This window comes from Pseudomonas sp. JL23, assembly GCF_056933585.1.
Genome location: NZ_CM167795.1, coordinates 1784349 through 1804862, shown reverse-complemented (window position 1 = coordinate 1804862; position 20514 = coordinate 1784349). Strand labels below are relative to the sequence as shown.

Annotated in this window: 13 protein-coding genes, 3 tRNA genes and 1 pseudogene; 4 read left to right on the top strand and 13 right to left on the bottom strand. The window is 60.1% G+C overall.

From position 1 onward, the window contains the following. Window positions 1–175: 175 nt before the first annotated feature. The 4 genes and pseudogenes from AC1Z24_RS08450 to AC1Z24_RS08435 form a co-directional block, all read right to left on the bottom strand. Window positions 176–1513 (bottom strand): MFS transporter, encoded by a 1338-nt coding sequence (locus tag AC1Z24_RS08450; protein ID WP_483745267.1) that lies wholly within the window; start codon window positions 1511–1513, stop codon window positions 176–178. Between the two features lie 141 nt (window positions 1514–1654). Continuing rightward, complete coding sequence (locus tag AC1Z24_RS08445; protein WP_483745266.1) at window positions 1655–2560, bottom strand: 1-aminocyclopropane-1-carboxylate deaminase/D-cysteine desulfhydrase; 906 nt, start codon at window positions 2558–2560, stop codon at window positions 1655–1657. 165 nt (window positions 2561–2725) lie between these two features. Beyond that, window positions 2726–4765, bottom strand: a complete 2040-nt coding sequence (locus AC1Z24_RS08440; protein ID WP_483745265.1) for an oxidoreductase — start codon at window positions 4763–4765, stop codon at window positions 2726–2728. A gap of 437 nt (window positions 4766–5202) precedes the next feature. Next, window positions 5203–5286, bottom strand: a pseudogene (locus tag AC1Z24_RS08435) (superoxide dismutase [Cu-Zn] SodC2); the annotation flags it as partial. Between the two features lie 572 nt (window positions 5287–5858). Here AC1Z24_RS08435 and AC1Z24_RS08430 point away from each other — a divergent pair. Then, window positions 5859–8858: a type III effector HrpK domain-containing protein gene (locus tag AC1Z24_RS08430; RefSeq protein WP_483745264.1), complete on the top strand. Its 3000-nt coding sequence runs from the start codon at window positions 5859–5861 to the stop codon at window positions 8856–8858. A gap of 53 nt (window positions 8859–8911) precedes the next feature. Here AC1Z24_RS08430 and AC1Z24_RS08425 read toward each other — a convergent pair whose 3' ends face one another. Then, the gene (locus tag AC1Z24_RS08425; RefSeq protein WP_483745263.1) at window positions 8912–9613 is read right to left on the bottom strand and encodes a TerC family protein; all 702 of its coding nucleotides are present in this window, start codon (window positions 9611–9613) and stop codon (window positions 8912–8914) included. A 293-nt stretch (window positions 9614–9906) separates the two neighbouring features. On the opposite strand from AC1Z24_RS08425, the gene AC1Z24_RS08420 reads away from it, so the two are divergent. The 3 genes from AC1Z24_RS08420 (at window position 9907) to ilvA (ending at window position 14429) form a co-directional block, all read left to right on the top strand. Then, complete coding sequence (locus AC1Z24_RS08420; RefSeq protein WP_483745262.1) at window positions 9907–11052, top strand: carbon-nitrogen hydrolase family protein; 1146 nt, start codon at window positions 9907–9909, stop codon at window positions 11050–11052. A 124-nt stretch (window positions 11053–11176) separates the two neighbouring features. Next, the gene (locus AC1Z24_RS08415; protein WP_483745261.1) at window positions 11177–12217 is read left to right on the top strand and encodes an AraC family transcriptional regulator; all 1041 of its coding nucleotides are present in this window, start codon (window positions 11177–11179) and stop codon (window positions 12215–12217) included. Window positions 12218–12914: 697 nt separating this feature from the next. Further along, a complete protein-coding gene (ilvA, locus tag AC1Z24_RS08410; protein WP_483746570.1) occupies window positions 12915–14429 on the top strand; it encodes a threonine ammonia-lyase, biosynthetic in 1515 nt (504 codons plus the stop codon). A gap of 131 nt (window positions 14430–14560) precedes the next feature. On the opposite strand, the gene AC1Z24_RS08405 is transcribed toward ilvA, so the two are convergent. The 8 genes from AC1Z24_RS08405 to AC1Z24_RS08370 all read right to left on the bottom strand — a co-directional run bounded on the left by AC1Z24_RS08405 (window position 14561) and on the right by AC1Z24_RS08370 (window position 20443). After that, window positions 14561–15397 carry a DUF2242 domain-containing protein gene (locus tag AC1Z24_RS08405; RefSeq protein WP_483745260.1) on the bottom strand — a complete coding sequence of 279 codons (837 nt, stop codon included), beginning with the start codon at window positions 15395–15397 and terminating at the stop codon, window positions 14561–14563. 338 nt (window positions 15398–15735) lie between these two features. After that, window positions 15736–15812: transfer RNA gene (locus AC1Z24_RS08400), tRNA-Asp, on the bottom strand. Window positions 15813–15942: 130 nt separating this feature from the next. Next, a tRNA-Asp gene (locus AC1Z24_RS08395) sits at window positions 15943–16019 on the bottom strand. Window positions 16020–16064: 45 nt separating this feature from the next. Then, window positions 16065–16140, bottom strand: a tRNA-Val gene (locus tag AC1Z24_RS08390). A 181-nt stretch (window positions 16141–16321) separates the two neighbouring features. Then, on the bottom strand, window positions 16322–17086 hold the full coding sequence (locus AC1Z24_RS08385) for an SDR family oxidoreductase (RefSeq protein WP_483746569.1): 765 nt from the start codon (window positions 17084–17086) through the stop codon (window positions 16322–16324). A gap of 11 nt (window positions 17087–17097) precedes the next feature. Next, window positions 17098–18309 (bottom strand): O-succinylhomoserine sulfhydrylase, encoded by a 1212-nt coding sequence (locus AC1Z24_RS08380; RefSeq protein WP_259099765.1) that lies wholly within the window; start codon window positions 18307–18309, stop codon window positions 17098–17100. Window positions 18310–18328: 19 nt separating this feature from the next. Then, entirely contained in the window at window positions 18329–19837 is a 1509-nt protein-coding gene (gene purF / locus AC1Z24_RS08375; RefSeq protein WP_483745259.1) for an amidophosphoribosyltransferase, read from the bottom strand. Between the two features lie 12 nt (window positions 19838–19849). Beyond that, window positions 19850–20443, bottom strand: a complete 594-nt coding sequence (locus AC1Z24_RS08370; protein ID WP_483745258.1) for a CvpA family protein — start codon at window positions 20441–20443, stop codon at window positions 19850–19852. Between the last annotated feature and the right edge of the window lie 71 nt (window positions 20444–20514).

The window sequence follows — 20514 nt, the reverse complement described above, 5'->3', positions numbered from 1 at the left end:
TTTGGGGTGCTTATGTCTTTTTTTGTTGCAAGACATGACAAGTGCCACACGAGCGAAGCCTTTGGTGGGACCGGCTTTAGCCGGGAAAGCGGTAGTAAAGATCAAAGATCTTCGCCGAACGCACTGACCCTTTCCCGGCTAAAGCCGGTCCCACAGAATTCCTTGCAACCTCTGGTCAGGCCGCAGAACCGACCGCGGCCCCCTTCTCCCCAGAAGGAATGTCATGCAGGGAAATCTTCGAGGTCTCCGGCAGTGCCATGCCGCCAGCCAGGGCCAGCAGGGCAATGACGATCAGGTAGAACGCCGGCGAAAGATTGCTGCCCGTGGTGCTGATCAGCCAGGTGGCCATCAGCGGCGCAGTGCCGCCAAAGATGGTGTAGGCCATGTTGTAGGTGATGGCCGACGCGGTGTAGCGGGTGCGGGTCGGGAAGGTTTCCGAGAGCAGCGCCGCCGTGACCACGCCGCACAACACTGCGCCAATGGCCAGCAGCATTACGCCGATGATCGAAGCCACGAACGAGCCGGAGCTGGCCATGAGGAAGGACGGATAGACCACCACAATCAACAGCACGCAGGTACTCAGCACCGTCATGCGCCGCCCGACCCGGTCCGAGTAGGCCCCGGCCAGCGGGCAGATCGCGGCGGCAAACACCAGGGCGATCAACGATACCAGCAAGGCCGTGGCGCGACTCAGGCCCCCGGCAACTTGCAGGTAAGTGGCGAAGTAAGTGGTGAACATATAGAAGGACAGCGCCGTCAGGGACACGAAAGCACCGAGGCAGCAGATCGCGGCGCCGTGGTTGCGCAAGGTGTCCTTGAGTGGCGAGTGGGCCACGGCGTCTTCCTCGGCCACCGCCTGGAACGCCGGGGTCTCACCCAGACGCCAGCGCAAGTACAACCCGACCAGACCCAAGGGCGCGGCGATCAGGAACGGCAGACGCCAGCCCCAGCTGCTCATGGCTTCAGGCGACAGCGATGCGTCGAGGGCGTAGGCCATGATGGCCGCCGCAGCGAACGCAGAGAAGGTCGAGACCGGCACGAAACTGCCATACCAGGCGCGCTTGTGCTGCGGCGCGTGCTCCATCAGATAGGCGCAGGCCCCAGCATATTCGCCACCGGCTGAGAAGCCTTGAGCACAGCGAATCAACGTCAGCAGGATCGGCGCCATGACGCCAATGGCCGCGTAAGTGGGCAACAGACCGATCAGGGTCGTGGCCCCAGCCATCAGCAAAATGGTGAAAGCCAGGGTTTTCTTGCGCCCGACCTTGTCGCCGAGCATGCCGAAAAACACCCCGCCCAGCGGCCGGAAAGCAAAGGCCACGGCAAACACCGCAAAGGTCTTCAACAGACCGGCGCTGGCATCGGTACTGGGGAAGAATTGTTGGGCGATGGCGGTGGCCAAAAATCCGTAGACCGCGAAGTCGAACCATTCGACAAAGTTACCGATAGCGGCAGCAACTATGACTTTTCTCAGAGTGGCAGGATCGACCTGCTCGATTGCCGGGTGGGTCATGGGCACCTCGCCTTGATTGAATCGCAATTCTTTTCGATTATCGAGACAGTGCATGAAACGCTTCAGTCCAGAAGTGTCATCCGCATAGTCAGGACCGACCGATATCGAGGGAAATGCGCAGGATTCGTGCCAGTGCCGCCGTTACAGGCGCAAACCACGCCGCCCCTGCAGGCCGCCGGTATGCACGAAGATCAAACGGGTGCCGTGGCTGAATTGCCCGGCGTTAATCTGTTCGCGCAGTGCGAGCAGGGCCTTGCCGGTATACAGCGGCTCCAGCGGGATGCCGCCTTGCGCTTCGCTGTCGGCGATAAAACCCAGCAACTCGGCATCGACTTTGGCGAAGCCGCCTCGGCTGGCATCGATCAATTGGAACTCACCGTCCCCCACAATCGCCGCCACATTCTGCGCCACACCGTGATCATCCGGCACCGCCATGGCGCCATACACAGGGCGCGCACCGGCCTCGGCCAATAGCAGCCCGGCCAGAGTGGTGCCGGTCCCGGCGGCCAGCCACCAGCCGTCATAGTCGCGCCAGCCCAGCGCGGGCAATTGTTCACGGACCATGGTCAGCAAGTCAGCGCAGCCCAATGCTCCCGGCAAACCTCCACCGCCTTCGGGGATGGGATAGAAGCCTGGATATGCCTGCTGCCAGGGCTGCCAGAAACCGGGTTGATGACGCTCGCGATAACCACCATAACCCAGCCAGTGCAGGTGCATACCGAAACGTTGCAGGTCGAGCACCGTGGGAGTGATTTGCTCATGGCCACGCAACAGCCCCACCGTGACAAAGCCAAAACGCTTGCCCGCCGCCGCAAGGGCATGCAAATGATTGGAATGAGCACCGCCCAGGCTGATCACCCCTTCCGCTCCCGCCTGCATGGCAGCGTGCAAGTGATGCTTGAGCTTGAACCATTTGTTGCCGCTGATCAGCGGATCGATCAGGTCCAGGCGCAAGACCGCTACCTCGACGCCTGCGTGTTGCAGCCAGGGCAAAGTGAGAGGTTGCAGAGGGGCATGGGGTTGCCAGTAAGGGAGAGTCAGGGGCATGAGCGGTATTCTAACAGCCGCGATCCCTGTGAATTGCAATGCGATCTTGTTGTGGGACCGGCTTTAGCCGGGAAGGGGCCGGGACATCCGCAGCATTCACTTGCTCAGCAATGACGCCTTCCCGGCTAAAGCCAGTCCCACAAAAGCAGCGATTTTGAGGCTCTTTTAGAGCTCAGCCGCCAATCGCGACCCCTGATTGATCGCGCGCTTGGCATCCAGCTCCGCCGCGACATCAGCGCCGCCGATCAGATGCACACTCTGCCCGCCCGCGACCAGGCCGTCATACAGTTCGCGCAGCGGGTCCTGGCCGGCGCAGATGACGATGTTATCCACCGGCAGCAGCTTCTCTTCGCCCTCGCCGATGCGGATATGCAGCCCTGCGTCGTCGATCTTCAGGTATTCGACGCTGTTGAGCATCTGTACCTGTTTGTTCTTCAGGCCAGTGCGATGGATCCAGCCGGTGGTTTTGCCCAGGCCGTCACCGACCTTGGAAGCCTTGCGCTGCAGCAGGAATACCTGACGTGCTGGCGCATGGGGGTGGGCCTTGATTCCGGCCACGCCACCGCGCGCCTGCAAGGCACCGTCGATGCCCCACTCTTTCCAGAACTCGGCGCGATTGAGGCTGGTGGAGACCTGCCCCTGATCGACGAGGAATTCCGAAACGTCGAAGCCGATGCCGCCCGCGCCGATCACAGCAACGGTTTTGCCCACGGGCTTGCGCTCAAGGATCACATCCAGGTAGCTCAGCACCTTGGCGTTATCGATGCCGGGAATCGCCGGGGTACGCGGAGCGATACCGGTGGCAAGGATGACTTCGTCATAACCGCCGGCCAGCAGGTCCTGCACGGCAACACGGGTGTTCAGACGCAGCTCGACGCCAGTGGTTTGCAGCTTGCGACCGAAGTAGCGCAGGGTCTCGAAGAACTCTTCCTTGCCCGGTACGCGCTTGGCGACGTTGAACTGCCCGCCGATTTCGCTGGCGGAATCGAACAGCGTGACCTTATGCCCGCGTTCTGCCGCCACAGTGGCAGCCGCCAGACCGGCAGGCCCGGCGCCGACCACGGCGATTTCCTTGATCTGCCGCGTGGCGATGTAGTTGAGCTCGGTCTCGTGGCAGGCACGGGGGTTGACCAGGCAACTGGTCAGCTTGCCGCCGAAGGTGTGGTCCAGGCAGGCCTGGTTGCAGCCGATGCAGGTATTGATTTCATCGCTACGCCCGGCGGCGGCCTTGTTGACGAAATCGGCGTCGGCGAGGAATGGCCGGGCCATGGACACCATGTCGGCGTCGCCTTCGCTGAGCACCTGCTCGGCGATTTCCGGGGTATTGATACGGTTGGTGGTGATCAGCGGAATGCCCACCGAGCCGCGCAGCTTGGCCGTGACCTTGGTGAAAGCCGCACGCGGCACCTTGGTGGCGATAGTTGGAATCCGCGCTTCGTGCCAGCCGATACCGGTATTGATCAGGGTCGCGCCAGCCTTCTCGATGGCCTGGGCCAGCTCCACGATTTCTTCCCAGACGCTGCCGCCCTCGACCAGATCGAGCATCGACAGACGGAAGATAATGATGAAATTCGGGCCAACGGCTTCGCGCACCCGGCGAACAATTTCCAGAGGCAGGCGCATGCGGTTTTCGTAGCTGCCACCCCAGCGATCGGTGCGGTGGTTGGTGTGGGCGGCGAGGAACTGGTTAATGAAATAACCTTCCGAGCCCATGATCTCGACGCCATCGTAGCCCGCGCTCTGGGCCAGGCTGGAACAGGTGACGAAGTCGGCGATCTGCTTCTCGATGCCCTCTTCGTCCAGCTCCCGGGGCTTGAACGGGTTGATCGGCGCCTGAATCGCACTCGGCGCGACCTGCTTGGGGCTGTAGGCATAACGTCCGGCGTGAAGAATCTGCATGCAGATCTTGCCACCGGCCTCGTGTACGGCCTGGGTGACGATACGGTGCTTGTCCGCCTCTTCACTGTTGGTCAGCTTGGCCGCACCGGCATACACCCCGCCCTCGTCGTTGGGCGCAATACCGCCAGTCACCATCAGGCCGACACCGCCACGGGCACGCTCGGCAAAATACGCCGCCATGCGCTCGAAACCACCGGGTTTCTCTTCCAGGCCGGTGTGCATCGAGCCCATCAGGGTACGGTTGCGCAGCGTGGTGAAACCCAGGTCCAGCGGGGCCAGCAGATGCGGATAGTGAGCAGCAGCCATTACAGAGTCCCTCATGCATCATCACGGAAATGCGGACGCCTCAATGGGGGTCCGTCGATTATTCGGGTACAGCACCTGTATCCCGTTCATGTCGCCAACAGTAAAGAGCCTGCGGGTCGCGCTCAATGACTGAAAGTGACAAGTTATTGATTATAGTGTGCAGTGCAGATTATAGAGGCAGCGCGTTATCGTTCTTCGCGGGCAAGCCACGCTCCCACAGGATCATGCAGCCCATTGGAGCCAGGCTTACCCGCGAATCAGGCGCCGCAGTGTTTCTGGCACAACACCTCGCCTGCATTAAAGCTGAGAGTAAAATCCCTGCTTTCCCTCAGCCATAGCCGCAAAGAGAAATTGTAAACACGGTCCTGCAGGAGCTGCCGAAGGCTGCGAATGGATTCACCAGATACCGCTTTCGCAGCCTTCGGCAGCTCCTACACGTAATCGGCGGCACCGCTGGCACTTACCGGCAGGGCTGGCAGGTCACCCAAGTGGCCTTCGCCATAAGGACCGAGGTGTTTGATTATTAATACCGTGTGAAGATGGCCTATCTTCAATCACAAGAAACAACATTGAAATTGATTTTATTAATCAATAAAACGGTTTATTACTATCAAGCACTTATACCTCCATACAATTTACAACACTGCAAGAAAAATATATTTTTCAATCGACCGAATATTTTCAACAGCCACTTTATTTTGTTAAGCACCGACTAAAATCGACAACAGATTCAACACTGCTTCAGCCCGTACAGACCATGGGTATGGAGCAGCCACGGCGCGCCAGCGATATCGCTTTGCCTTTATCCACATACATACAGTAAACAACCGTTATTGAAACCTGCTGGAAATCTTTCTGTCGTTTTACCTCCCTCTTCGCCATACCCATTAATTTGGCCAGTTGTGAAACGTTGTGAAAATAACCTGGCGCAACATTAACCGTCATAGAGCGGCTGATAGGGTCATTCCTTCACTACTCGTTCATATAGCTTATTGCAACTGCCCGGCTTGAATAGACAGGCGCGCGGGCAAGTATTTTGCGCAAATGCTATCTGGGACTGATGTATTTACACAATTGTTACAGGAGCAAGGATATGTCCCTCGCAATCATCGATCTGCCCAAACTCATCACGGATGTCATCAGCAAATCCAAGGAGCAATGGGGCGACTCGGTCGAACGTGCCAAGGCCAAGGATGCCGGTATCGAATGGCAATTGCCCGAAGGCGACAAGCGCTCGGCACAAGACATCATCGACGACACGCCGCTGTTGAAGAACCTGGGTAATCAGAGCGGTGTGAAAGACAAACTCAAGGAACGTGTCGGGGATTACGAAACGGACCCCAATGCGGCTTACCGCGCGAAACAAGTGCTGGAACATATCGAGCAATTGGACGAAAGCGGTAACCGCGTAGCCGGTAATGAAGTCGGCAACGGTAAGGTCGATGGTTTCACCAGTCATCACGAAGCCCGGCACGGAACCGAGGCCGGTCGCCTGCAGGACTTCGGCAAATACGGTTTCGACAATCTCAAGGGCGAGTTGAAAAGCCCCGCCAATGTCGGCAGCGACGCTCAAGCGCGCAAGGCCGGCGAGAACGCAGGGATCGTCTGGGAACTGCCAGAGGACGACAAGCGCTCGGCCAAGTACGTCATTGATGCAAATCCGCTGCTGAAAAATCTCGGCAACCAGAGCGGCGTGAAAGATGCGCTCAAGGCGCAGGTGGGTGATTTCGAGAACGATCCTGATGCTGCCTTCCGCGCCAGCCAGGTACTTGATCGGGTCGTCGGCTACGACGAAAACGGCAAAGTGCTCAGCGGCGATGAAGTGTCCAACAGCAGCGTCGATGGCTTTACCAAAAGCGGTGAAGCACGGCATGGCACCGAGGCAGGCCGCCTGCAGGATTTCGGCAAGTACGGCTTCGAGTCGCTACCCAAGGCCCAGGCCAGCGAGGATATCACCAGTTACAAAGACTTCCTCAAGGCCAAACCCGATGCCGACGACGGCTCGAAACAGATTGCCCGCTATGCCGCCATCCTTGAACAGAACTACGACTCGATCCGTGGCAAGACCGGGGCAGACGGCGCGCTGACCGAGCAGAACATCAAGGACTACAAGGACGCCAACCCACAACTTAGCGGCGAAGAGAAAGAAGCCCTGGACTTCTGGTCGCAGCCGGGCGCCTTCAAGATGCTCGACACCGCAGGCAGCCCGTTGGCCGACCACCCCGATGGCCAGGCCAGTAAAGCCGATATCCAGAATTGGTTGAAGAACACTGCCCCGGCCGATGCCACCGGTCTGACCAGCCTTCTGTCGAGCGTGGTCTCGGGCAACCTCACTAGCAAAGTCGACACCAGCAAGCTGGGCAAGGACGTGTTCGAACACCCCGAGAACTACACGGCCGAGGAAAAGGCCGCCGTGTTGCTTGATCTGCAAAACGCACAAAAACTGGTGGTCGATGGCGCCAACGCCGGGATGTGGGGCGACGACTACGGCAAGGTGGCGATTGCCAACGGCTCCGGCGCGTTCTGGGAGCCGGACAAGGTGTTACAGGATATAAACGACCACATCAGCCTCCTGCAAAACGACGAGGCCACGGCCAACTACCTCAAGGACAACGGCGACAAGGCCATGCAGGCGCTGTTCGAATCCAGCCCCGGTCTCAAGGATGCGGTAACCAAGACCTACGAAGAGCAGATCAAGTCCGGCAAGGCCCTGGACCAGGCCTGGGACGCTGCCACCAAGGACGGCAAGACCAATCAGACCGAGGCGCTGACCCACTTCTACGCCACCGCCCAGAGCATGCAGTCGATGCTGGGTATCGACAATGCCGCCGAGATCCAGGCGGCAGTGGGCAAGTCGTCCCACAGCGAGGAATTCAAGGCCCACTACAAGGACTCGCTGGCCTCCGGCGAGCGTCTGCGCGAACTGCTCAAGACCGAGACCCCGGAAGCCGCCGCCAGCGCCTTCAGCATGGAAGTGGCGTTGTACAACGCGACCCTGGACCCGGCGTTCACCGGCCAGTTTGATAAACAGCTTAACGACAACTTCTCCAGCATCGTCCAGGAACACGCGTTCGATGGCGCGACCTTCGACGATATGAAAACCGCGTTCGGCAAGGACGGCGGCGCGGACCTCGACGAAGACAAAGTGCGCAAGCTGATCGAGCAGGTGCGCCAGGAGTCTCCGGAACTGCTGATGAACCAGGACGGTAGCGTGGCCACCACCGATCAGGTATTGGCCGGTTTCCGTGGCAATTGGGACATGTTCCGCCAGGGCACCAAGGCCCTGGACAAGATGAACAAGCTCGACATGTTCGACCTCAGCGGCGACGCCAAGGGCGCCTACGCCAGCGGCACCCTGCACGGCGTCAGCGGTCTGTTCCTGGCGGGCATGACCATCGCCCGTGGCGCCCAGAGCGCGGGCAAGCTGACCCCGCGCAATATCGTCGATATCACCACCGGCTCGATTCAGACCGCCACCGTTCTCACCGAAGGCGGCACCAAGGCCTACCAGCAGTACCTGGACAAAGCGATCAAGAACGGCGAGCAATCACTGGACGATATGAAGACCGGCAAACTGCCCAGCGATTTGCTCGACCAGATCAAGGGCAACGTCAAGGACGACAAGAATGCCAAGATCATCTCGAAGAACTTTGAGGAAGGCGCCAAGGGCCTGGGCGGCCTGGCCGGTATCGCTGCCGGGGCCTACGGGATTTTCGACGGCGTGCAGGCGATTCGTCGCGGCGACAAACTGACCGGCGGCTTCGGTATTACTGCCGGTTCTCTGGGGGTGATGGCGGGTGCCGCTTCGACGGTCGAAGGTGGCCTGGGGTTGTTAGGCGCCAACCTGCCGAGATTTCTCCCGGCCCTGGCCAGCGCGGCGGGCGTGCTGGGCTTTCTCGGTGCGGGGGTGGCCGTGCTCGGCGCGATCATTCCGGGGCTGGTCAAGGAAGGTCAGCAGCAGGCCAAGGCCGATGACTTCGCCCAGGTACTCGGTGGCTCCATCGAGCGCTACGGCATCGATGGCGTCAAGGACGGCACCATCAGCGACATCCCGACCAAGGACTGGCCGGGCGGCGAGCAATGGACCTCCTGAATTAAAACCAGTGCTTGAACGAAACAGCGCGACGCTCGTTGCGCTGTTTGGTTTTATTCGTTTTGCGCTGAAGCTTCGTGCGCCGCTTCCCTGCGCCGCCCCAGCCAAAGCCCCGCCAGCACCACGATAACCGCCGCCGCGCCACTGGCCGCCCAGTGCAGCCAGGCGACCGCTGGCAGATACGGCACAATGGTAGGGTCACTGGCGGCCATGCCCCCGGCAATCCAGCCGATCAACCCGCCGCCCACCAGCACCAGCCAACTGGCACGCTCCATGGCTGCCAACACCAGTCGGCTCCCCATGACGATGATCGGAATGCTGATCAGCACCCCGGCGGCAACCAGATAAAGGTTGCCGTCACCGGCCGCAGCCACCGCCAAAACGTTATCCAGAGACATGACCACATCGGCGATGATCACCGTCTTGATCGCTGTCCACAGGCGGGTGCCGCCGTCCAGTTCGTCATCGCCTTCTTCCTGATTGGCCACCAGTTTGATGCCGATCCACAGCAAGGCAATCGCGCCGACTACCTTGAGGAACGGCAGGGCCAGCAGATGCAGGGCGAAGAACAGCATGATGATGCGCAAGACAATGGCGCCCAGCATCCCGCCATAAATCGCCTTGGTCTGTAGCTCCTTGGGCAGGCGCTGGCAGGCCATGGCAATGACTACGGCGTTATCACCGCCCAACAGCAGGTCAATGACAATGATCTGGGCCAGCGAGGCCCAGATGAGGGGATCGGAAAGCCAAGTCATAAGCAGATCCTGTTTAACGAAAGAGTGGAAAGATGCCTGTCAGCAGCGCACCCGGCAGCAGGATAAAGCAGTTGATTGCCGCCCGTTTCATGCGCAGCTTCTTTGCAAGTTGATGCACGTAGACTCGTCGGTGGCGGCAAAATTCAGCACTTAATAGCAAATGCGCGGACTTTTCAGCTGCCTGTGCGCAAAAAATCCGCCTGCCTCTGCAAAATCGTTGGATAAGCCCTTGTTTTGCCGTAGCCTTTGAGCCAAACCCTCAACGCAAAGTCATGCTTTGTAGCGATCAGCCCATGCGCAAACTTCTGGGTCTATTCATCGCCCTGGCGCTGGTAGCCCTCCTCGTCGGCTATGCCATCTGGATCGGCGACCGCCCGGTCGGCCACTATCTGTCGGATCTGCGCATCCATCTGGTGGTCAATGAAGGCCAGCCCGGCGACCGCGGCAATCTGCTCGGCATCCAGCCGGAGCTCTTCCCTGCCGATTACCAGAGTACCGAGCGCCTGCATCGCAAGCTCTCGGCCTACCTGCAACAGGCGCGGGATCAGGGGCTGATCAACTCAAAAACCATCGTCGTGCTGCCGGAGCATATCGGCACCTGGCTGCTGGCCAGCGGCGAAAGGAATCAGTTGTATCAGGCACAAACTATCCAGGAAGCCATGACCTGGCTGGCTCTGAGCCACCCCTGGCGCTTCATCAACGCCGTGTTCAAGGCCAAAGGCGGCAACCGCCTGGACGATGCCCATATGCGCATGAAGGCCGAAACCATGGCCCGGGATTATCAGAGTCTGTTCGGTGGACTGGCCAGGGAATTCGGCGTCACCCTGGTCGCCGGCTCCATCGTCCTGCCGGAACCGTCGGTGGAAAATGGTCAGTTGCAAATCGGCAATGGTCCACTGTTCAACAGCAGCGTCACCTTCGGCAGCGACGGCCTGCCCATTGGTCAGCCGCAACGGCAGTTGTCACCGGCCAACCATCAGCGCGGCTACATCCGTCCCGCCGACGGCGCGCCGCTGCATGTGATCGACACCCCGGCCGGGCGCCTGGGCGTGCTGATCGGCAGTGACAGCTGGTATCCGCGCAACTACAAGGTACTCAATCAGCAAGGCGTGGAGCTCATCGCCATACCGGCACTGGTGATCGGTAATGATCGCTGGAACAAACCCTGGGGAGGCTCGCACCACCCAATGACCGTCAGCAGCATCGGGCTCAACCCCCTGCAAGTCAGCGAGGGCCAGGCCTGGCAGCGCCTGACCCTGAGCGGCCGGGAATACCAGAGCAACGCCAGGGCCAGCATCAGCGTGTTCATGCGCGGACAATTCTGGGATCAGGGCAGTTCCGGCTACAGCTTTGCCAGCCATGCCGGGCAGAACGTCAGTGAACCCTTGCCGGACAGCCCGACGGCTCATGGTGCTCGTTTGATCAATATCTGGTTATGAATGCCCTGCGCAAGTCTGTGGGAGCGTGGCTTGCCCGCGAAGGGGTTCTGTCAGGCGCAAAAAATGCGCTGAATGTACCGGCCTCTTCGCGGGCAAGCCTCGCTCCCACGGGATGGAGGTGCAGATGAAAGCCCCCTCCATTCGTCTCGGGGATCTATCGGTCGGCTTTATCGACGGCCTGGCCGCTGCCGTGCGCAGTCATGGCCAGGACCCGCTGCCCCTGCTCGAACAATATGGCCTGGACCCCGCCCGCCTGGCCGAGGCCGGGGCGCGGCTGTCGATTCCGCGCTACATGCGTCTGGGCCATGCCGCCATACAGCTGACCGGCGACCCGGCTCTGGGCCTGCGCATGGGTCAGTTCGGTCGTCTGGGCCAGGCCGGGCTGGCGGGGGTGACAGCCGCCCAGGCGCCAAACGTGCGCGAGGCGGCGCGCACCCTGATTCGATTCGAACCGCTGTATGGCTCCAACTACCGCGGACAGTCGCGTTTCGATGAAGATGCCGACGGCGCCTGGCTGCGTTTCTATTCCATCAGCCCGTATAACGCCTACAACCGCTTCGTGGTGGATTCGATCCTCGCCGGCTGGCTGACCCAGCTCTCGATACTGGCGGGCTGCACCGTGCTGGCCAGGCGCCTGGAAATCGAATTCGAAGCCCCGGACTATGCCGCCGACTACAGCCACTTGAGCGACACGCCAGTGATCTTCGGCGCTGCGGGCAATCAGTTGCGCCTGGATCAACACAGCCTCGCCCTGCGCAACCCGGACCACTGCCCCAGCACTTGGCGGCATCTGTTGCAGCTATGCGAGAAAGAACTTGAACAACGCACTCGCACCCGCAGCCTGCGCGAACGCATCACCCAGTTGTTGGGGCCTTTGTTGAACGGGGGACGGGAACCTGATCTGGAAGAAGTCGCAGCGCGGCTGAAACTGCCGACCTGGACCTTGCGCCGCAAACTGGCGGATGAAGGCACCGGTTTTCGCGACCTGCTCAATGACACGCGCCGCGACCTGGCCATGACCTACATTCGCGACACGGAACTGGCGTTCGGAGAAATTGCTTATCTGTTGGGGTTTGCCTCGGCCGAGGCCTTTCAACGTGCGTTCAAACGCTGGAGCGGCCAGACGCCGGGGGAGTTTCGGCGTGGTCAGCGACAGATGGGGTGAGTCATTGACCAGATACCCATGTCCTGATTTGGAATGGGATCTTGCAGGAGCTGCCGCAGGCCGCGAGTTGGGCCATCCGAGACACCGCTTTCGCAGCCTTCGGCAGCTCCTACAGGGGCCCTGCGCAGCGTCAGGGCAAATCCTGCTACCGATTACAACTCGGTAGCGTCGTCAGCCGGTTCCGGCAGATCGAGTTCAAAGGCTTGGAATTCAAGCAGTTCTTCCTGGTATTCGTCCATTCTCATGCCCTCCGGCGGTTTTCCATTATTGGGTCCCATTCACTGACCACGCCTTTCACCCTAAAGTGCCTTGGTGAAATAAAAATGACGGCAGTTATCAGAAAACGAATAAACCGGTGGATATTTACCGGCGCACGACAGAAGGCGCAGGACGGGAACTCGATGGCCGTTGGAAATCAATGTGCTTGACGTTCAGGTCACCGCCGCAATAGTCTTCTTGTCATGAACGTAACCAAGCATTTCTTCGGCCAGATTATTATTACCGCCATTCCAGTCATGGCGGGTTAGCCGACGCGTGCACCCAACCCGCCCTAGAGGCGGGTTTTTTCTTCTGTCTCCTGGGCCAAACCGCTGAACCAGGAGTCAGACATGATCATTCTCTCTTCCCATATCGCCCCGCTCGCGTCGTCACTGTCGTGCTCTGTTGTTTTGCAGCAAGGAACGACACGATGACCGACCTGCTCAATCACTACGTCCGCAAAATCCTCACCTCCCGCGTCTACGACGTCGCCGTGGAAACCCCATTGCAAGGTGCCCGCCAGTTATCCGAACGTTTGGGCAACCAGGTGCTGCTCAAGCGCGAAGACCTGCAACCGGTGTTCTCCTTCAAGATTCGCGGCGCCTATAACAAACTGGCGCAGTTGAGCCCTGAGGAACTGGCCCGAGGCGTAGTTACCGCGTCGGCCGGCAACCATGCGCAAGGCCTGGCATTGGCCGCCAAGACGTTGGGCGTAAAAGCCACCATCGTGATGCCCAAGACCACCCCCGAGATCAAGGTCGAAGGCGTGCGCTCGCGCGGCGGCATCGCGGTCCTGCACGGTGACTCCTTCCCGGAGGCGCTGGCCTACTCGCTGAAACTGGTCGAGGAGCAGGGCTACGTCTACGTTCACCCCTATGACGACCCCGACACCATCGCCGGGCAAGGCACGGTGGCCATGGAGATCCTGCGTCAGCAACCCGGCCGTCTTGACGCGATCTTCGTGCCGGTCGGTGGCGGCGGTCTCATCGCCGGTATTGCGGCATACGTGAAGTACCTGCGCCCGGAGATCAAGGTGATCGGCGTCGAACCGGACGACTCCAACTGCCTGCAACAAGCCATGGCCTGTGGCGAGCGTGTGGTGTTGCCGCAGGTCGGGCTGTTCGCTGATGGCGTGGCGGTGGCTCAGATCGGCCAGCACACTTTTGATATCTGCAAACACTATGTCGACGAAGTGATCACCGTCAGCACCGACGAGATCTGCGCAGCGATCAAGGACATCTACGACGACACCCGCTCGATCACCGAACCTGCCGGCGCATTGGGCGTTGCCGGAATCAAGAAATACACCGAGCATTACGGCATCAGCGGCCAGACTCTGGTGGCCATCGACTCCGGTGCCAACGTCAACTTCGACCGCCTGCGTCACGTCGCCGAACGCGCCGAGCTGGGCGAAGGTCGCGAGGCAATCATCGCCGTGACCATCCCCGAACGGCCGGGCAGCTTCAAGGCGTTCTGCGAAGCCATGGGCAAACGCCAGATCACGGAGTTCAACTACCGCTATCACACCATCCGCGAGGCCCATATCTTCGTCGGCGTGCAGACCCATCCCGACACCGACCCGCGCAGCGCGCTGATCTCGAGCCTGACCGAGCAAGGCTTCCCGGTGGTGGACCTGACCGATAACGAACTGGCCAAGCTGCATATCCGCCATATGGTCGGCGGCCATGCCGAGCGGGTCAGTGATGAGATGGTGCTGCGCTTCGAATTCCCCGAGCGGCCGGGCGCCTTGTTCAACTTCCTGAATAAACTGGGCGGGCGCTGGACCATCTCGATGTTCCACTACCGCAACCACGGCGCGGCGGATGGCCGGGTGGTTGCGGGGTTGGTGGTGCCGGAGGACGAGCGCGACCTGATCGCGGCGGCACTCGACGAGATTGGTTATCCGTATTGGGATGAGAGCGAGAATCCGGCGTACCGGTTGTTTCTGGGCTGAGCGGAGTAGCGATACCCATGTGGGACCGGCTTCAGCCGGGAAGAGGCCGGTACATCCGATACATCTTCATGCTCCAGGATACGCCTTCCCGGCTGAAGCCGGTCCCACATAACGCCAGCCCTACACAGGGATTATGGCGCCGGGTTTACTGGCTCAACCGGCGCGGTCTCTGGCATCGTGGTCTCGGCTTTCACCGGCTCGTGATCCACAGGCGCCGGCATCGGCTCGCTGACGGTCGGCTCAGGATTGGCCACTGGCTCGGAGACTTTCTGCTCAGCCTGCTTGGGTTCGGCAACCTTGGGTTCAGCCTGTTTGACTTCGACAGTCTTGGGCTCGACGGTCTTGGCTTCCGGCGCTGCAGCGGCGGCAACCGGCTCAGGCATGCCCAGATCGCCAGCATCGGACTTGGGTTTTTCCGGAATGTGTGCAGCTTTCTTCGCTTCCGGCGGCAGGAAGTTTTCCACCAGGACAAAAAAGCGGTCGTAAAACTTCTGCGAGGCCACGGTCTCGCTGGCAACCTTGACCATGGAGTCGTCAGTCGAACCGATCGGCATCGACACCGAACCCAGCACACCCACACCCAGACTGGCCGAGCTATTGGTCTTCTTCAGCGCATAGCGATCCTGCAAGGCGTTGGCGAACATGCTCGAACGCTGATCCGCGCTGCCATCAGAGGCACAGACCACGTTGAAGCTGATTTCCATGTGGGTGTCGCCGGTCTGCTGGAAGCTCTTGTGACCGCTGATCATCTTCGGGTCACTACTGGTGATAATGTAGCCCTGGCTGAGCAAGGCGCGACGGGCGGCTTCGCAAGAAGCGTTGTCGCTCACCGGATAAGTGCGCGAAAAGGTCCCGGCATCATCAAAGTTTTCATGATCGTAGACGCCTTGCTTCTGCGACGAACAGCCAGCGGCAGCCAGGAAAATGGAAGCCCAGCAGGCAGTACGCACGCACATTAATTTAGACATCGACGATCCTGAGAGAAAAACTGTCGGCAAAGCAGCCGACATGAAAACGGGGGTAAGTCTGCAACAACACAGGCTGAGGATCAACGCAGAGTTTGCAAGGATGTCGATACATTCATGAAAGGAGCGCCGCGCTGCACCCTGCAAATACGGATTTGCAGGAGCTGCCGAAGGCTGCGAATGGTGCCACCTGTCACACCGTTTTCGCAGCGTTCGGCAGCTCCTACAGGTGGCGTTCCAATCCAACGAACGTCTATTCATTAAATCGCAGACAACAAAAAAGCGACCATAAGGTCGCTTCTTTGTTGCTTCAAGGAGTTCAAGGGCCTCGAAGCTTTGTATGGCGCAGCGGACGGGACTCGAACCCGCGACCCCCGGCGTGACAGGCCGGTATTCTAACCGACTGAACTACCGCTGCGTATCGCTCGAACTTGCGTTCGTTTGAAACTCTTTAAAGCAAACCGTTAAGCTGCTTTCTTTAAAACCCGTGATCGAATCGCCTTCAGGCTTTTCAATCGCAGACCCGGCGAACCGAATCTGTACAAATATGGCGCAGCGGACGGGACTCGAACCCGCGACCCCCGGCGTGACAGGCCGGTATTCTAACCGACTGAACTACCGCTGCGCGTCGGTGGACTTTCGTCCGGTGTAGCAAACAACTTTCAACGAATGGTGGGTGATGACGGGATCGAACCGCCGACCCGCTGCTTGTAAGGCAGCTGCTCTCCCGGCTGAGCTAATCACCCTTTGCTTCGCTGAGGCCGCGAAATTTACGCAGGTAGAGAACCTAAGTCAATAGCCTGCTTGAAGTTTTTTTCAGAAAGCCAGTTTTTAGCTTTCAGCGATAAGCTTCACGCCAGAAGCAAAAAAGGCGAACTACCGGTTCGCCTTTGCTTTCTCTTGCCGCTTGAAGCTTGAAGCTTGCGACTACTCGCCATAGATCATCTTCTTGCTCATCCCGCCATCAACAACAAACTCCTGCCCGGTGACAAACCCGGCATTTCTCGACAGCAGCCAGGCCACCATCGCAGCAACGTCTTCGGCCGTCCCTACTCTTCCGGCTGGATGTTGGGCGTGGTCGCTGTCAGACAGCGGCTCGGTGCGACGCTGGGCGGTATCCCGGGCGTCGATCCAGCCGGGGCTGACCGCGTTGACACGAACCTGCGGGCCAAGGCTGATGGCCAGCGCGTGAGTCAGGGCTACGAGACCGCCCTTGCTCGCCGCATAAGCCTCGGTATCGGCTTCTGACTGGCTCGCTCGGGTCGATGCCAGATTGACGATGCTGCCGCCATGGGCACGCAAATAGGGCGCGCAATGCTTGGCCAGGAGCATGGGACCGGTCAGGTTGATTGCCAGAACACGATTCCAGTAGGCCAGATCGAGGCTTTCCAGCGTGATGTTGTGGGGATCGGCGACCGCCGCGTTGCAGACCAGGGCATCCAGCCGACCGAACTGGCCGAGCACGTCGGCCACACCGGCAGCGACCTGCTCTTCATTGGCGACGTCCATGTAGACGAACATCGCGTTGTCACCGAGCACCTCGGCCACCGTCGCACCGCGCTGGCGATCGATGTCGGCCAGCACCACGCGCCAGCCTTCGGCAATCAGCCAGGCGGCAATGCCCTGGCCGATGCCTCGGGCCGCGCCGGTTACTAGCGCAACCCGACCGTTGCTGGTACTGGCGACCTGCATCGCCCAGTCACTCACAGCGCAGCCAGGCCACGCGCCAGGTCCGCCTGCAGATCGGCCACATCTTCCAGACCGACCGCAACGCGGATCAGGCTGTCGCGAATGCCCGCCGCCTCACGTTCCTGTGGCGACAGACGACCATGGGAGGTGGTGCTCGGATGGGTGATGGTGGTCTTGCTGTCACCCAGGTTGGCGGTGATGGAAATCAGTCGGGTCGCATCGATAAAGCGCCAGGCGCCGTCTTTGCCGCCCTTGACCTCAAAACTAAGCACCCCGCCGAAGCCCTTCTGCTGACGCTGGGCCAGGGCATGCTGCGGATGGCTCTTGAGGCCGGCGTAATGCACCTTCTCGATGCCGTCCTGCTGCTCCAGCCATTCGGCCAGGGCCAGGGCGCTGGCACAGTGGGCGCGCATGCGCAGGTTGAGCGTTTCCAGGCCTTTGAGGAAGATCCAGGCGTTGAACGGGCTGAGGGTCGGCCCGGCAGTGCGCAGGAAACCCACCACTTCCTTCATCTGCTCGCTGCGACCGGCGACGACGCCACCCATGCAACGGCCCTGGCCGTCGATGAACTTGGTTGCCGAGTGCACGACAATATCGGCACCCAGTTTCAGCGGTTGCTGCAAGGCCGGGGTGCAGAAACAGTTGTCCACGACCAGCATCGCGCCCTTGGCATGGGCAATCTCGGCCAGCGCGGCGATATCCACCAGCTCGGCCAGGGGGTTGGACGGCGATTCGGCGAACAACAGCTTGGTATTGGGCTTGATCGCTGCGTCCCAGCCAGCCAGTTCGGCCAACGGCACGTAGTCGACCTGCACGCCAAAGCGCTTGAAGTACTTTTCGAACAGGCTGATGGTCGAACCGAACACACTCTGGGACACCAGAACATGATCGCCCGCACTGCAAAAGCTCATGACCGTGGCCATGATGGCCGCCATACCGGTGGCAGTCGCCACGGCTTGCTCGGCACCTTCGAGGGCGGCGATGCGCTCCTCGAAGGAACGCACGGTAGGGTTGGTATAGCGCGAATAGACGTTGCCCGGTACTTCACCCGCAAAACGTGCGGCCGCGTCGGCGGCCGTACGGAAAACGTAGCTGGAGGTGAAGAACATCGGATCGCTGTGTTCGCCTTCCGGCGTGCGGTGTTGGCCCGCACGCACGGCGAGGGTGTCGAAACCCACGCCTTCAAGGTCGCTGTCCAGCCGACCGGCATCCCATTCCTGAGTCATGCCGTCTCCTCCTTGCTAATCAGTTGTTGTACAGATCGATGATCGCGCTCACGGCCTGGGTCTTGACCTTGGAGGCATCGTTGCGCGCCTGTTCGATCTTGTGCAGGTAATGCTCGTCGATGTCGCCGGTCACATACTTGCCGTCGAACACGGAGCAATCGAAGTTATCGATCTTGATCTTCTTACTGCCGCTGACGGCTTCGATCAGGTCAGGAAGGTCCTGATAGATAAGCCAGTCAGCACCGATCAGATCCGCCACTTCCTGGGTCGTGCGGTTATGCGCGATCAGTTCGTGGGCACTCGGCATATCGATGCCGTAGACGTTCGGGTAGCGCACGGCAGGAGCTGCCGAGCAGAAATAGACATTCTTGGCGCCAGCTTCGCGGGCCATCTGGATGATCTGCTTGCAGGTGGTGCCGCGCACGATGGAGTCATCCACCAGCATCACGTTCTTGCCGCGGAATTCCAGCTCGATGGCGTTGAGCTTCTGGCGAACGGATTTTTTCCGCGCAGCCTGGCCGGGCATGATGAAGGTGCGGCCGATGTAGCGGTTCTTGACGAAACCTTCGCGGAACTTGACGCCCAGGTGGTTGGCCAGTTCCAGCGCCGCAGTACGGCTGGTGTCAGGAATCGGGATCACCACGTCAATATCATGGTCCGGACGCTCGCGCAGGATCTTGTCCGCCAGCTTCTCGCCCATGCGCAGACGCGCCTTGTACACCGAGATGCCGTCGATGATCGAGTCCGGACGCGCCAGGTAGACGTGTTCGAAGATGCACGGGGCGTATTTCGGGTTCGGTGCGCACTGACGGGTGTGCAGCTTGCCATCCTCAGTGATGTACACCGCTTCGCCCGGCGCCAGGTCGCGGATCAGGGTGAAGCCAAGCACGTCCAGGGACACGCTTTCCGAGGCGATCATGTACTCGACGCCTTCGTCGGTGTGACGCTGGCCGAACACGATCGGACGGATGGCATCCGGGTCACGGAAGCCGACGATACCGTAGCCGGTAATCATCGCCACGACCGCGTAACCGCCACGGCAACGCTTATGCACGTCAGTCACGGCGGCGAAGATGTCTTCTTCGGTCGGCTGCAACTTGCCGCGCACGGCCAGTTCATGGGCGAAGACGTTGAGCAACACTTCCGAGTCGGAGTTGGTGTTGACGTGGCGCAGGTCAGATTCGTAAATCTCCTTGGCCAGTTGCTCGACGTTGGTCAGGTTACCGTTGTGCGCCAATGTGATGCCGTAAGGCGAGTTGACGTAGAACGGCTGGGCTTCGGCCGAAGTCGAGCTGCCCGCAGTTGGATAGCGTACATGGCCGATGCCCATGTGGCCGATCAGGCGCTGCATATGGCGCTGATGGAACACATCACGGACCAGGCCATTGTCCTTGCGCAGGAATAACCGGCCGTCGTGGCTGGTTACGATACCGGCAGCGTCCTGGCCGCGGTGCTGGAGGACGGTGAGCGCGTCATACAGCGCCTGATTGACGTTCGACTTACCGACGATACCGACGATGCCACACATGCGACACAACCCCTACTTAGTGGAACTGGATTTACCGAGCACTTCCTGCGGTACGGTGGTAGCCGCTGGCAGGAGGTGATCCTTGAACGGCAGATCAGCGGGTACGCTGATGCCGCTGGCGAGCCACTTGCTGGACATCCCGAGAATCAGGTTTTTCGACCAGTCAGCGACCATCAGAAACTGTGGCACCAGCCGAGACTGTTGCCACCATTGATCCTGTTGTACCGGCCCCAGGCTCAACAGCCCGATGGCCACCACGACCAGCAGGCCTCCGCGCGCCGCGCCGAAAGCCATGCCGAGAAAACGGTCAGTCCCGGAAAGCCCGGTGACAAGAATAAGTTCGCCGATCAGATAATTGACCATGGCGCCGACCAGCAAGGTGGCGACGAACAGAATAGAGCAACCCGCCATCACTCGCAGTGATGGCGTTTCGATGTAATTGACCAGGTATTGCGACAGGCTTGCACCGAACATCCAGGCAACAGCACCTGCGGCGATCCAGATCACGAGCGAAAGAGCTTCTTTGACGAAGCCGCGCTTGAGACTGATCAGAGCCGAGATGATGACTACCCCGAGAATCGCCCAGTCAACCGGAGAAAATGGCACGTTGGAATCTGCTAACCCATGAGGCGGCGCATTTTAGCAGAGCGCCAGCCTGCCGGTAAGCAGGGATTTAC

Bases quoted from the DNA above. Each gene is read 5' to 3' on its own strand.
- AC1Z24_RS08450 (WP_483745267.1), bottom strand. From the start codon at position 1,513: ATGACCCACCCGGCAATCGAGCAGGTCGATCCTGCCACTCTGAGAAAA.
- AC1Z24_RS08445 (WP_483745266.1), bottom strand. From the start codon at position 2,560: ATGCCCCTGACTCTCCCTTACTGGCAACCCCATGCCCCTCTGCAACCT.
- AC1Z24_RS08440 (WP_483745265.1), bottom strand. From the start codon at position 4,765: ATGGCTGCTGCTCACTATCCGCATCTGCTGGCCCCGCTGGACCTGGGT.
- AC1Z24_RS08430 (WP_483745264.1), top strand. From the start codon at position 5,859: ATGTCCCTCGCAATCATCGATCTGCCCAAACTCATCACGGATGTCATC.
- AC1Z24_RS08425 (WP_483745263.1), bottom strand. From the start codon at position 9,613: ATGACTTGGCTTTCCGATCCCCTCATCTGGGCCTCGCTGGCCCAGATC.
- AC1Z24_RS08420 (WP_483745262.1), top strand. From the start codon at position 9,907: ATGCGCAAACTTCTGGGTCTATTCATCGCCCTGGCGCTGGTAGCCCTC.
- AC1Z24_RS08415 (WP_483745261.1), top strand. From the start codon at position 11,177: ATGAAAGCCCCCTCCATTCGTCTCGGGGATCTATCGGTCGGCTTTATC.
- AC1Z24_RS08405 (WP_483745260.1), bottom strand. From the start codon at position 15,397: ATGTCTAAATTAATGTGCGTGCGTACTGCCTGCTGGGCTTCCATTTTC.
- AC1Z24_RS08385 (WP_483746569.1), bottom strand. From the start codon at position 17,086: ATGCAGGTCGCCAGTACCAGCAACGGTCGGGTTGCGCTAGTAACCGGC.
- AC1Z24_RS08380 (WP_259099765.1), bottom strand. From the start codon at position 18,309: ATGACTCAGGAATGGGATGCCGGTCGGCTGGACAGCGACCTTGAAGGC.
- purF (WP_483745259.1), bottom strand. From the start codon at position 19,837: ATGTGTGGCATCGTCGGTATCGTCGGTAAGTCGAACGTCAATCAGGCG.